The organism is Deltaproteobacteria bacterium, assembly GCA_016180845.1.
Taxonomy (GTDB): domain Bacteria; phylum UBA10199; class UBA10199; order JACPAL01; family JACPAL01; genus JACPAK01.
The window spans coordinates 362,980-375,850 of record JACPAK010000001.1 but is presented as its reverse complement, the minus strand read 5'-3'; the positions used below and the strand labels follow the sequence as shown (position 1 = coordinate 375,850).

Annotated in this window: 11 protein-coding genes and 1 tRNA gene; 6 read left to right on the top strand and 6 right to left on the bottom strand. The window is 48.9% G+C overall.

Translation table 11 applies throughout. The annotated features are described in order from the left end of the window. Positions 1-4: 4 nt before the first annotated feature. On the bottom strand, positions 5-496 hold the full coding sequence (locus tag HYT76_01945; GenBank protein MBI2082307.1) for a CarD family transcriptional regulator: 492 nt from the start codon (positions 494-496) through the stop codon (positions 5-7). Between the two features lie 144 nt (positions 497-640). On the opposite strand from HYT76_01945, the gene HYT76_01940 reads away from it, so the two are divergent. The 3 genes from HYT76_01940 (at position 641) to HYT76_01930 (ending at position 2,345) form a co-directional block, all read left to right on the top strand. Continuing rightward, positions 641-713: transfer RNA gene (locus HYT76_01940), tRNA-Phe, on the top strand. A 184-nt stretch (positions 714-897) separates the two neighbouring features. Then, positions 898-1,929, top strand: coding sequence for a hypothetical protein (locus HYT76_01935; protein ID MBI2082306.1), 1,032 nt, complete (start codon positions 898-900; stop codon positions 1,927-1,929). Then, complete coding sequence (locus HYT76_01930) at positions 1,929-2,345, top strand: hypothetical protein (GenBank protein ID MBI2082305.1); 417 nt, start codon at positions 1,929-1,931, stop codon at positions 2,343-2,345. The genes HYT76_01935 and HYT76_01930 overlap by 1 nt, the downstream gene beginning before the upstream one ends. On the opposite strand, the gene HYT76_01925 is transcribed toward HYT76_01930, so the two are convergent. Genes HYT76_01925 through rpmH form a run of 5 tightly spaced genes read right to left on the bottom strand, consistent with a single transcriptional unit; the run spans position 2,308 to position 7,331 of the window. Continuing rightward, complete coding sequence (locus HYT76_01925; GenBank protein ID MBI2082304.1) at positions 2,308-2,991, bottom strand: hypothetical protein; 684 nt, start codon at positions 2,989-2,991, stop codon at positions 2,308-2,310. The two genes, HYT76_01930 and HYT76_01925, sit on opposite strands and share 38 nt — an antisense overlap. Positions 2,992-3,008: 17 nt before the next feature. Next, positions 3,009-5,282: a phosphoenolpyruvate--protein phosphotransferase gene (ptsP, locus tag HYT76_01920; GenBank protein ID MBI2082303.1), complete on the bottom strand. Its 2,274-nt coding sequence runs from the start codon at positions 5,280-5,282 to the stop codon at positions 3,009-3,011. A gap of 45 nt (positions 5,283-5,327) precedes the next feature. Further along, positions 5,328-6,932 carry a membrane protein insertase YidC gene (yidC, locus tag HYT76_01915; protein MBI2082302.1) on the bottom strand — a complete coding sequence of 535 codons (1,605 nt, stop codon included), beginning with the start codon at positions 6,930-6,932 and terminating at the stop codon, positions 5,328-5,330. Continuing rightward, positions 6,929-7,174, bottom strand: a complete 246-nt coding sequence (yidD, locus tag HYT76_01910; protein ID MBI2082301.1) for a membrane protein insertion efficiency factor YidD — start codon at positions 7,172-7,174, stop codon at positions 6,929-6,931. Before yidD ends, yidC begins: the two co-directional genes overlap by 4 nt. Positions 7,175-7,193: 19 nt before the next feature. Next, positions 7,194-7,331: a 50S ribosomal protein L34 gene (gene rpmH / locus HYT76_01905; GenBank protein ID MBI2082300.1), complete on the bottom strand. Its 138-nt coding sequence runs from the start codon at positions 7,329-7,331 to the stop codon at positions 7,194-7,196. Positions 7,332-7,683: 352 nt separating this feature from the next. Between rpmH and dnaA the strand changes: the two genes are divergently transcribed. The 3 genes from dnaA (at position 7,684) to gyrB (ending at position 12,842) form a co-directional block, all read left to right on the top strand. Further along, the gene (gene dnaA / locus HYT76_01900) at positions 7,684-9,015 is read left to right on the top strand and encodes a chromosomal replication initiator protein DnaA (protein ID MBI2082299.1); all 1,332 of its coding nucleotides are present in this window, start codon (positions 7,684-7,686) and stop codon (positions 9,013-9,015) included. A 235-nt stretch (positions 9,016-9,250) separates the two neighbouring features. Next, complete coding sequence (dnaN, locus tag HYT76_01895) at positions 9,251-10,366, top strand: DNA polymerase III subunit beta (GenBank protein MBI2082298.1); 1,116 nt, start codon at positions 9,251-9,253, stop codon at positions 10,364-10,366. Between the two features lie 49 nt (positions 10,367-10,415). Further along, positions 10,416-12,842 carry a DNA topoisomerase (ATP-hydrolyzing) subunit B gene (gyrB, locus tag HYT76_01890; protein ID MBI2082297.1) on the top strand — a complete coding sequence of 809 codons (2,427 nt, stop codon included), beginning with the start codon at positions 10,416-10,418 and terminating at the stop codon, positions 12,840-12,842. Positions 12,843-12,871 lie beyond the last annotated feature (29 nt).

The following is a 12,871-nucleotide window of genomic DNA, read 5'->3' as shown; positions in this document are numbered from 1 at the left end:
TCTTTTAGGATTTAAAGATTTTCTGGATCTCTTTCAAGACCTCTTCTTCGGAGCAGTCTTGGGCAATGGCCAATTCCTTGATCAAGAGGCTACGGGCGGTATCGAGCATCTTGCGCTCTCCGAACGAAAGCTCTTTTTCAAACTTGAGAAGAGACAGGTCTCTCATGACCTCGGCGATCTCATAGACAGAACCGGTCTTGATCTTGTCCATGTACTCCCGATAGCGTCGATTCCAGGTCTGATTATCAATAGTAATATCACGCTCTTGGAGGATTTCGTACACCTCGTCCACCTGGTCTTCATCAATAATCTCACGCAACCCGACACTCTTCACATTCTGGGTCGGGACCATGATCGTCATCCCGTTATCCAGGATAGAAAGGATGTAGAAAGTTTGTTTGTTTCCTGAAATTTCTCTTGTTTCGACAGCCTTAACCTCACCAACACCATGAGCAGGGTAGACTGCCTTATCACCAGGTTTGAATTGGAGCGCCATGTTACTGATCCTCCTTGAGGTTTTCAGAAATTCTAATTTTGAAGATCGCTTTAGGTATCATAAATGACACTTACCGTCAAAGTCTTTTTTCCTAGACAGCTCCATTCCCTCCTGCCAAAAAGAGGGCGTTTCCTAACGCCGTTGGGGCAGGTAGCTCAGTCGGTAGAGCGACAGACTGAAAATCTGTGCGTCGGGGGTTCGATTCCCTCCCTGCCCATACCTTTTTAACCAATAAAAAAGGGGATCCACTTTTGGATCCCCCGTTTTGCTTTTACTACCCAAGCAGCTTTCATTATTGTTCTCGGCTTATCTCATTAAAAGTTGCTAGCGAAAGTTCGTAAAGTGCCATTATTTTTCCTCACAACGTTTGCTAATCGATCTCGATAGTAGAATTGAAAAATATGCGTATTTCAGCCAGCCAACTCGCAACTCTTGGGCTTCTCAGCGCCGGGCTGACCGCCTGTATTCGCTTCCGGGCCGATGACATTCGTTTTAATCCCTCACGCCCCCCAGACGATTTAACCGGCGAAGATCGGGGGGATTGGGAACAGGTCGAACGAACGGTTAATGAACTGTATCTCCTCCGGAGCGGGATGCTGAATCGATATGGTGACTTTGACGCCAAGACGAGGAATTGCCTTCGACCAAAGATGAACGAGATCGAGGATCTCTTTAAAGAACTCATGGATGACCGGTGGCGTTTTCAAAACGCCTCCATAAAAGGAAATGAACCGGTAAGGGAAGACTGTCTCAATCAGATCCAGGTGGGCTTGGAAGAGATAAGAAATATGGTAGAAGAGGCGGGTCGGTGCGTCGCTTCTCGCGGGACACCCCCTACCACGATGGGAATGGGGGATATGGTAGGTGGTATTGCTGGTGGCCTCCTCCTGATTGGCCTGACAACTCTCGCTATTCGTGCTGCAGGGGGCCGAGGCCGTGCCTCTTCCTCAATCGTGTCGACACTAACATCCACAAAACCAACTCGCCTCTTAGGGGGATGGCGATTTGATGGGTCCGGAATGCTTTGCCTGGACCGATTTTTTATTGCAGATCGTATCGCCTCCCGCTCAATGGGAATCTACACATGGGGCAGTTTGGCGAGGGAGGTGGCTATAGAGCAGAAAAGTCTCAAGTTTGTCCTCGCTCACTCCCATCCGACGGCACCTGACGTGACATCCAAACCGGTTTTTGATCTGACTCGAGATGGGCTCCGTAGGGCCCATGAATATTTGCAGCAATGTTCGAAAACCGTTCGATCGCATCGATACTTTCAAGCAACTTACGAAGAGGGAGGCGCCCTCAAGAGACCTCGCCTTGTTGAGAAAGCGGATGACCCATTAACACCTGGTTTCCTCTTGGCGGAATATGGGACATTGACACGACATCTTGAGTGGATTGCGACAAATATGTTTGAAGGATTCAGGCTTACCTGATGGCAATCAACGCGATAGGGAATTCATGGCTTGCACGATTGGTAAATGCCATTTTCCCTTCTCCTCGAAACTCTGACTCCTCTCCCGAGTCCGAGAATAACTCACAACTTCAATCCCTTTATTGGGCGGCCCAAGTCGGACTGACCGCCCTTTGTCTCGGAATCGTCCTCCGTGGTCGGAGAAAACCGATAGGACTCCGCGGCGGCCGTGGAGAGGGGATTGGGCTGCTCGGTCGTCATCCGATCCGGCTAGGTCGGTCCTCCGTCCTTCGAAAGGGAAGGCGGGTGGTGGCAATGGGCGAAGAGGCCAGCCCTCCAAGAAAGAGGCGTCATGTTTCCAAAACGGTCAAGTGGCGACGCGACGAGTGGGACCAGGATCTTAGTCGCTCTTCCTGGAGATCGGGGCGTCGCCGCTAGCAAATAACTTTTCCTGAATCGCCTCTAGAAACTGATCGATCGAAATTTTTGAATCAGTAGAAATTTTTCCGGAAATCGAGAGGTCGGCTAGCTCATGGTACTTCGTCAGACGAAACTTGAGCCAGTCACTGTAACACCGTCGAAATGCCACCTCGAGCGACTCTTTTGGTTTTTGTTGAAACATCCCCCCCCAGATTACCGGCTTTGGATGGGCAAAAAATTTTTCTGTCATCTCCTGGATCATCGTCGCATCAACCGCAAAATGGACCACAAAAAAGTTCTCTTTAAGTAACCCAAGAGTTTCAGGGGTGAGATAAATAACGCTTCCCGTCGTATCGAGGATAAAATTTTTCTTGCGTGGTGGTTTTAGCTGCCCCATCACCTGGGCCTCAGCCTCCAGATAATCCCTTTCTGCCTTCGGATATCTCCTCTCATGGGGAAACCCCATCCAATGGGCGACCGCCTCAATCCCCTCAAGCCCCAGGATCTTTTCGATCTCGCTATCCACAGAGAGGAGATCAAACCGCTTCTCCTCCTTGAGCTGGCGTGCTCGATAGCTCTTCCCAATATTGGACATCCCGATGAAGGCGATCGCGAGTCTCTTCTCTTCAATCCTTCGTTTAAACTCTTCGCGGGTCAGCTGCATCATTGATTAATAAACTGTTAGTTAGACTGAGAGGCAAGAAGTTTTTGATAGGGGAGGAGTCTCTCGCGAATCTGGGCAGCGGTTGAGGCCTGTAAGACAAATTCGACGAGCTTTTGGCTCTCCGCCAGCGTGATTTGACGAATCATATTCTTCACCTGTAACACATTGCCCGGAATCATCGAGAGATGACTCACGCCCAAACCGATCAGGAGGGGAGTCAGAAGTGGATCGCCTGCCATCTCACCACAAACCCCTACCGGTTTTCCCGCCTGACGCCCCACCTCACAAACCTTATGGATCGACTTGAGCACCGCCGGATGGAGCGGCTCAAAAAAGGCCGCCACCTTTTCGTTATTGCGGTCAACCGCCAAGGTATACTGGATAAGGTCATTTGTTCCGATACTGAAAAAATCGACGTACCGAATCAGGATCTCTGCCATCTGAACCGCTGAAGGGACCTCAATCATGATCCCCAAGGGGACCTTTTGATCAAAGGGGGTATTTTCGTTCTCTAACTCTGTCTGAACCTTATTGAAAATCTCCCTAACCTGAAGAATCTCTTCGACGCCGGAAATCATCGGAATCAAGACCTTGATCTTCCCATGGGCCGAGGCCCGCAGAAGGGCCCGAAGCTGCACAATCAAAAGCTCTGGTTGGGCAAGGCAAAGCCGGATCGATCGGTACCCTAAAAAGGGGTTCGCCTCCGAAGTTGAAAGGCCATCGAGTGCCGCTACCGGCTTGTCACCACCCGCATCGAGGGTCCGAAAGGTAACAGGTAACCCACCCGCCTCGTTCACGATCTGTAAATAGATCTGATATTGCTCCTCCTCATTAGGGAGTTTCTTCCGGATCATAAACGGATATTCCGTCCGGTAGAGACCGATCCCCTCCGCTCCGAAATCCCGGATCGACTTGACCCCTGCCAAAAGCCCCACATTCGCCTCGACGATCACGCGATAACCATCCTTGGTCGTCGCCGGCATATGAACCAGTGGTTGGAGGTGGACAAGCCGATCGACATAGCGATCCTGAATCCTCTCATATTCTTGCATGATCTCCTTGCGGGGATTCAGAATGACTTGGCCACTGTCGCCATCCACAATCAAAATATCTCCAGGATTTGTGTGTCGTGTTATCCCCCCAACCCCCATAACCGCTGGAATACCGAGGGACCGTGCGAGGATAGCGGCATGAGAGGTCACCCCCCCTCTTTCGGTAACAATCGCCTGAATCCTTTTTGGATCCAACCGAGCGGTATCTGAAGGGACCAACGTCTCGGCTACAAGAACCCCCTCGAGGACCTCTTTTTTCTTTAGACGACTCCCCCCGATCAGGTGCTCCATGAGCCTCTGCCGGATATCTTCGAGATCTCCTGCCCTCTCTTTAAAATGGGGGTCATCGACCGATTCAAGCTGATGAATGTACTCGGCAATCACATCCCGAACCGCCTCGATCGGTCCGTGCCCCTTATCGATCCATAATTTTAATTTTTTTTGAAAACTTCGATCGGAGAGAATCATCCGATGACTATAAAAGATATCCGATTCCTGTTTTGAGAGCCGCTTCATCAGTTTCTTTTCAAGACGCAGGAGATCGGAGGAGGTTTTAACAATAGCCCCTTTAAGCCGCTTCCAGGCAGTAGCCGGTTTTTCCTTCTTCCCTTTCCCAGGGATCAAAATAACCGGGGGGACTCCAGGTGTCAGAAAAAAACAGCTCCCGATCCCAAAACCGGGGGCGACAGGGATCCCCTTCAACCGCTCCATATGCCCTTCCGATCGGGGGCGTGTCTGAATCGTCTCCAACGCAACCAGCCTGTAAATAACCCCAGCAAGCTGGAAGGAGATCACCTTCAGCATCTCGACATCCGAGGCAGAAAAATCACGCGATTCTATAGTCTGAATCGTCAAAACACCGACGATCTCCTCCCGATCAAAGAGGGGAAAGGCGGCAAAGGAATGAAATTTCTCCTCACCGGTCTCCGGAAAATATTTGAAGCGCGGATGGAGGGAGGCCTCCCGAACCAAAACAGGTTGGCGCTTTTCAACTGCGAGACCGGTAAGCCCTTGATCCACCTTCATCTTGACCTTACCGACTGAGGAGGGATCGAGACCATCCGTCGCCACAAGACTAAGGGTATGACCTTGAAGGAGATAGAGCGAACAGACATCGACCTTCATCGCCTCTCGAACAAGCGTGACAATATGGGCCAACGGATTTTCAGAAGGGTGAGATTTTTGAAGAATCCGGGCGACACTGGCTACAGTCTTTAAGTTGTCGCCCTGAGCGACCATATCCTGTTTAAATACACTCTTCAGGCCAAGGCATCAAGGAAAGTTCTACTTTTTAAATAAATGGGGGAGGTCTCTTACTTTTAAGTTTCTTTGGTACATAAACTGTTGGGCGACCGACATGAAAGTATTGACGAATATATAAAGAACCAAGCCAAGGGGTAAAAAGAGCATAAAGCCGGTAAAAAGGATCGGCATAAACATCATCATCTGACGCTGGGCGGGGTCTGCCGAACCCGAGGGGGTCATCTTTTGTTGAAGGACCATAAAGATCCCGAGTAAAACCGGAAGGATGAGATAGGGATCCGGGGCAGAAAGGTCACGGTAAAAACCAAAGAAAGGGGCATGGTAGAGTTCGATTGAATTATAAAGGACCTTATAGAGGGCGATATAAAGCGGCATCTGGATCAGCATCGGAAGACAGCCGCCCAAGGGATTCACCTTATGGTTTTTGAAAAGCTGCATTGTTTCCAGATTCAGGCGCTGTTTGTCATTCTGATACTTTTCCCGGATCTCCTTAAGTTTTGGCTGGAGATTCTGCATCTCCTTCATTTGTTTTAGCGATTTGACAGTCAGTGGATTCAAAATGAGCTTCACCAAGATTGTGAGAAAGATGATCGCGAGGCCCCAATTCTTTAAAAAGGAATTAAAAAGGATAAGGAGCTTCAGGATCGGTATGGCAAAGATGGAAAAGAAACCATAATCGACCGCCTTTTCGAGACCAACCCCCAACATCTTGAGCCGCTCCCTCTCCTTCGGCCCCGTATAAAGGATGAAGCTCTCCTCATTCGTTCCATTTCGGGGGATAGAAAAGGCCCCTGGATAAAGGGTTCCGGTAAGCAATTCCGCATCACTGGTCAGCCGGCCCCAGCTTTCGGACGAAATCTTTCTATTAATAAGGGCAATAAGGAAATACCGGTCCTCGAGTCCGATCCATGACAGATTTCCCCTCTCCTCAATAACCTCTTGCTTCTTCCCTGCATGCGCCAGTTTTCCCCCAATCTGGTAGACAAATCCCCTCTGATCGGGAGGACCCTTCAGGAAGCTAAAAAATCCCTGCTTCTCCTGAATCTTCTGTGTCCCTTGCCAGGAGAAACCCAGTTGGCCTGTCAGGATATCGCGCGAGAGATTGGTCATGACGGCACTGACCTCAAAAAAATACTGATCCGGGGCAAATCGAAAAATCTTTTTCAGAACAAACCCTTCCCCCTTCGCCTCATAAACCAATTCCCTCTCTGTCTTTGTGGTAAGATGATAGTTTTCGTCCGGAGGGAGGACAAAATTACAATCGCGGCAGACAATCAGGGGCCCCGCCTCCTTTCCAGAAAGAATCATATCGATTGGGGGGCTCTCCTTTTCGACGCTCTGTTGATAGCTGTTTAAAAGCACCTTGCGGATTCGTCCACCATAAGAACTTACCTCCCATTGGATCAGATCATTCCCAAGGGAAGAGACAACGATCTCTGGGGAGGTTTTTTCCCTTTGGAGAAAATCAGTCGGACTTTCAGGCTTTTGTATCGGAGACTCAAGACTCCGTTCTGTTAACGATTGGGTTGGTGGTGGAAGAGCCTTAGGGGCAAAGAAATAATACCAACCGAGGAAGACCGCCAAAGATAAAGCGCCCGCCAAAAGGGCACGAAGTTCCTGACTCATGGGAGAGGCACCGGATGATACCCCCCGGCATGAAAGGGATGGCAGCAGAGAATTCTCTTAATAACAATTTGAAATGACTTTGGAAATTCTATCTTCTCCAGGGCCTCCACTGAAAATTCAGAACATGTGGGGTAAAATCGACACTCCTTTCCCATAAGGGGAGACAAAAAAAATTGGTAGCCCCGAACAAGAAAAATTGGGAGTTTTTTCGTAAAAAATTTTCTGGGGAAAAAATTCTTCATAAAAAATTCAGGTTGTTCTTTATCGCACCGTCAAACGATGCCTTTTTTTCTGCCGTCGTTTTTTTAAAACGCGTCGACCTCCAGGGGAACGCATTCTCTTTCTAAAGCCATGCGTCCTGGAACGCTTGATTTTACTAGGTTGGAAGGTTTGACTCATTTTCTAATGCCTTTCTTTGTTGTTTTTGCGGTTCCTGTTTTTTTTTGAAAAACTATGAACCGATTTGTCGTTCCGTCAAGAGAAAATTTTCTCTCACCTTTTCAAACACTTCATCACGAAAAAAAATTTTTTCAATTTTTTTTTGACAAACTGTTTCGTTTCCGTTTATTCCTCGCACGCTCTCGGACGTCATCTCACCGTTACTTTTCTTAGAAGCTCAATGCGGTGGGCCATTGAGACAGGCGGAGCAGAAGGTGCTGTTGGCAGTGGCTAACAACTGCATGGTTTTGGAATACTAAATTCATCTATCCACAATTGTTGATAACTCTGTGGGTTATTAGAACGGCCTATCATGAGTCTGGAAACTATTTCTCTGAATCTTCTAAAAGAAAAGCTAAAAAGCCTTACTAGCTCTCCTGCCTTTCTGGGACAAATCGAGCTCTCATCGCTCGATGAGACCGGCCTGATCGTGAAGGTCAAGAACAAATTTGTCCGGGATTGGATCCGTGAGAATTATCTGGATCTGCTTGCTAATGAATCAGCCTCTGTTCTAGGAAAGAAGGTCCCTGTCCAGATCGTGGTTGAAGAGGGAGAAAGTGAAGAACCTGTGTTAGCGGCAGAAGTTGTTCGGGAACAGATTCCAACGATCGATCGATCATCAGCAATCGGATTAAACCCCAAGTATACCTTTGATAACTTTGTCGTCGGCTCTTTTAACCAATTTGCACATGCCGGTGGTCAATCGATCTGTCGCGAGCTTGGGAGTTATAACCCGCTCTTTATCTACGGGGGTGTCGGTCTTGGGAAGACACACCTCATTAATGCCATCGGACATTCGCTGGTTTCTCAAAAGAAAGGGTTAAGGGTCCTCTATCTTTCAGGTGAGAAATTCGTCAATGAGCTGATCCAATGCCTTCGCTATGAAAAAATGGGGGATTTTCGCAAAAAATTCCGGGAAGGCTGCGATGTCCTCCTCATGGATGACGTCCAGTTCATTGGTGGAAAAGAAAAAAGTCAGGAAGAGTTCTTTCATACCTTCAATCAACTTCATGAATCAGCGAAGCAGATCATCCTGACCTCAGATAAGGTGCCAAAGGAGATCCCTGGCTTGGAGGAACGCCTCCGTTCACGTTTCGAATGGGGATTGATTGCCGATATTCAGCCGCCTGATCTTGAAACGCGTGTCGCTATTCTAAAAAAGAAGGCGGAACAGGATAAGATTGACCTGCCCGATGACGTTGCCCTCTTTCTGGCCACCCACATCACCTCAAATATCCGGGAGCTTGAGGGGGCCTTGATCCGGGTAAACGCCTTTGCCTCCCTCGGCCATGTCGCGATTACCGTCCCTTTTGTCAAAGAGGTCCTCAAAAACGTACTCGGCCGTATCGGTCAGGTTTTGACTGTCGAAAAGGTTCAAAAAGTCGTCTCGGAATTTTTTGGCATCCGAGTTGCCGATCTGACAGGCAAACGACGCACACGAGGTTTTGCCAATCCGCGGCAGATCGCCATGTATCTCTGTCGGCAACACGTAAAGGCCTCGTTTCCGGAGATCGGATCACGATTTGGCGGAAAGGATCATTCGACAGTGGTCCATGCCGTAACGAAAATCAAACATTTGATTGAGGAAGATCCCAAACTCCGCGAACAGATTCTCTCTCTCGAACAATATCTCACAAGTCAGTAATGCTTCAGGATAAGTCTGTTTATGAGGAGCTGGATAAATTATGGATAACTGCTCCCTCGCTCTTACCCACTCTTTGTCAACAGATCTTCCAGCGTATTTTCCGCAAACTGTTCCGGGGAGAAAAACCGCTCAAGAACAACGTCTTGACGTGCTTATCCGCAGCATCTATTTAGCCTCTACTAGGACTATGTTTTATATATTTATTAAATACAAATAAGAAGGGAAGGGTGAAAAGATGGAATTAAGGATCAAAAAAACAAACTTCCTCAATCTCCTTCGATGGTCTCAAGGAATCGTCGAACGAAAAAGCACAATGCTTATCCTTTCTAATCTCCTCATCGACGTTGCCTCCCAAAAAATAAAAATTACAGCGACCGATCTTGAAGTTGTCTTATCCGCTGAAGGAGAGGTGGAGGGGAAGGGATCAGGACGATGGGTGGTCAGTGCCAGACATCTTTATGAGCTTGTTCGAGAGGCACCTCAGGAGGAGATCCGACTTTCAACTGGCGAGGGGTTGGGACTCAACCTTACCTCGGGCAAGGCCGAGTTTCGTATTGTCGGGATGAAGCCGGATGATTTTCCTCAACTCCCCTCGATCTCCTCAAAAGATGAAATCAAGGTCGATGCCGATGATCTCTCCGAGATGATTGAAAACACCGCCTACGCTGTTTCCACAGATGAGACCCGGTATAATCTAAATGGCCTCTATTTTGTCGGTCTTCAGGAAAAAGAAGGACAAAATCTGCTCCGCGTGGTGGCGACGGATGGACATCGTCTTTCCTATTCCGAAAGGGGTATCGATAAGAAGTGGAAACTTGGCAAAGGGCTTTTGATTCCACGCAAGGGGGTTCAGGAGCTGAAAAAACTTTTGGCGGAGGGTTCTGGGGAGTTGACGGTCGCCTTGGATGACAAGGGGATTTGTTTTCACCGCGGACCGGTGATGCTCCTGGTTCGTCTCATCGAGGCGGAATATCCCGCTTACGAACAGGTGATCCCTAAGGGTACCGATCGGGTTGTTTCTGTGGGACGCGAACTCGTCATGGGAGCCTTGAAGAGGGCCTCCATCCTTGCCTCTGCAGAGGGGAGGGGAGTTCGGCTCGATTTTTCTTCAAACCTCCTGAAAATTTTCAGTTCGAACCCTGAGATGGGAGAAACCAGGGAAGAAATCCCGGTTGATTATAAGGGGCAGAAATTTGAAGTCGCCTTCAATCCACGATACCTGGTCGATGTCCTTGCAGTTCTGGAGGATGAGAAGGTTGTTTTGGAACTCAAGGATGAGGTCTCGCCTTGTGTGATCCGATCGGAGTTTGACAGGGGATTTTTGGCCTTGGTCATGCCGATGCGGGTTTAATCTATCTAGTTGATAAAAAAAGATTTTCTTGATAGAAAATCGGAACAAAATGTCACCCAAAAACAAGACATCTGCGGCGTATGATGCCTCACACATAAAAGTCCTCGAGGGGCTTGATGCGGTTCGCAAAAGACCGGCGATGTATATCGGCTCGACCGGTTCTCCAGGACTCCATCACCTTGTTTATGAAGTTGTTGATAACTCTGTGGATGAGGCCTTGGCTGGGGAATGCGATCAGATTGACGTTACCATTCACATAGATAACAGCATCACCGTCATTGATAACGGACGCGGGATTCCTGTGGATATTCATGCTACCGAAAAGATCTCTGCGGCCGAGGTCGTCCTCACGAAACTCCATGCCGGTGGGAAGTTCGACCACAGCAGTTACAAGGTCTCTGGGGGGCTCCACGGCGTCGGTGTCTCTGTTGTGAATGCTCTTTCGGAAAAGTTGGATCTCGAGATCTTCCGCGATGGAAAGGTTTACCATCAGGTTTACAAGAGGGGGACTCCTGTCGCGAAGCTTGAGGTGACCGGCAAAACCAATCGTCGCGGCACAAAGATTACCTTTAAACCGGATACCGATATCTTCGAAACGACAGAGTACAGTTTTGATATCCTTTCCCAAAGACTTCGCGAGCTTTCTTTTTTAAATAAAGGGCTAAAAATCACGATTACCGATGAAAGGGCCCCTGACAAAAAGCATGAATTTCAATATGCAGGTGGGATCAAGAGTTTTGTTGACTATTTGAATCAACGGAAAAATCCGCTGCATGATGTCGTTTACTTCGATGCCGAAAAAGACCGGATCATTCTTGAAGTGGCGATGCAGTACAACAGCAGCTATGCCGAGAATATCTTCTCCTTCGCCAATAATATCAATACCGTAGAAGGAGGGACGCATCTCGTCGGATTCAAGTCAGCGATTACGCGTGCGATCAATCAATTTGCTTCAAACAGCGGTCTCCTCAAAGATCTGAAAGAAAATCCAACTGGTGAGGATGTTCGCGAAGGTTTGACCGCCGTTGTTTCAGTAAAGATCCCCGATCCCCAGTTTGAGGGACAGACCAAGGCGAAACTGGGAAATTCCGAGGTCGAGGGGCTCGTCAAACAGATCGTCTACGAACGGCTTTCAGAATTTTTGGAAAGCAAACCGACGATTGCGAGGAAGATCGTTGCGAAGGTTATGGAGGCGGCCCGGGCGCGTGAGGCGGCCCGCCAGGCAAGGAACCTTGTCCGGCGAAAAGGGGCCTTGGATTTAGGGTCACTCCCTGGAAAGCTGGCCGATTGTCAGGAGACCGACCCGAAGCTCTCGGAGCTTTATATTGTCGAGGGGGATTCGGCTGGTGGTTCAGCCAAACAGGGGCGCGATCGTCGTAACCAGGCGATCCTGCCACTTAAGGGAAAGATTTTGAACGTCGAGAAGGCTCGCTTCGATAAGATGCTCTCTTCCGAGGAGATCCGGACAATGATTACGGCATTGGGGGTCGGGATCTCGAGTGAAGATGGGCAGGGGCCGGACATGACCAAGCTTCGGTACCATAGCATCATTTTGATGTGCGACGCGGACGTTGACGGCGCCCACATTCGGACGCTCCTCCTCACCTTTTTCTATCGGCAGATGCCGAAACTGGTGGAAGGGGGCCATCTTTATATTGCCCAACCTCCTCTTTATCGGGTGAAGAAGGGGAAGAGCGAAAAATACCTCAAGGATGATGTCGCCTTGGAAGACTATCTGATCGAACTCGGTGTCGAGGGGGTGAGGCTTAAGGTTAAGGCAGAGGAGATCAGTGGCAAAGAGCTCGGCAAACTGACGAAAAAACTGATTCGATACAAAAAAGTCCTGGATCTCATCCAACAGAAAAAAGACCCGCGTATTGTCGATGCGGTTGTCGAGGTCTTGAGTGGGCCGGCAACCCTCAAGGGGGGGAAGAAGCTCGATCTCGAGTTGGATAAGATCGCCCAATATCTCAAGAAGCATTACCCTGAGCTCCGGGATTTTGAACTCGAGGTGGAGCAGGATACCGAACACGACGCCTCGCGGGCCGTTTATCAGACGACCTACAATAATTCTCCCAAGAAGACAGTCGTCGATCTCGACTTCCTTAATTCAGCAGAATTTATTGAGTTGAAAAAGATGGCCGAGGAGTTTGAAAAACTGGGACAGGGGTCGTATCAACTCATCTTGGGGGAAGAAAAGCTTCAGTTTGAGGAATTAGACAAGATTCGCGAGTCGATCTTGAGCCATGGTCAAAAGGGGCAGGATGTTCAACGCTACAAAGGTCTCGGAGAGATGAACCCGCATCAGCTCTGGGATACGACGATGAATCCGGCGACCCGCACACTCCTCCAGGTGAAGATCGAGGATGCCGTCGAGGCGGATCAGATCTTTACCGTCCTAATGGGGGATGAAGTGGAACCCCGCCGTGAATTCATCGAAGAAAACGCGCTGTCGGTCAAAAACCTCGACATCTAAAATCGGCCAATTTTAGCGAATCTTGCCTC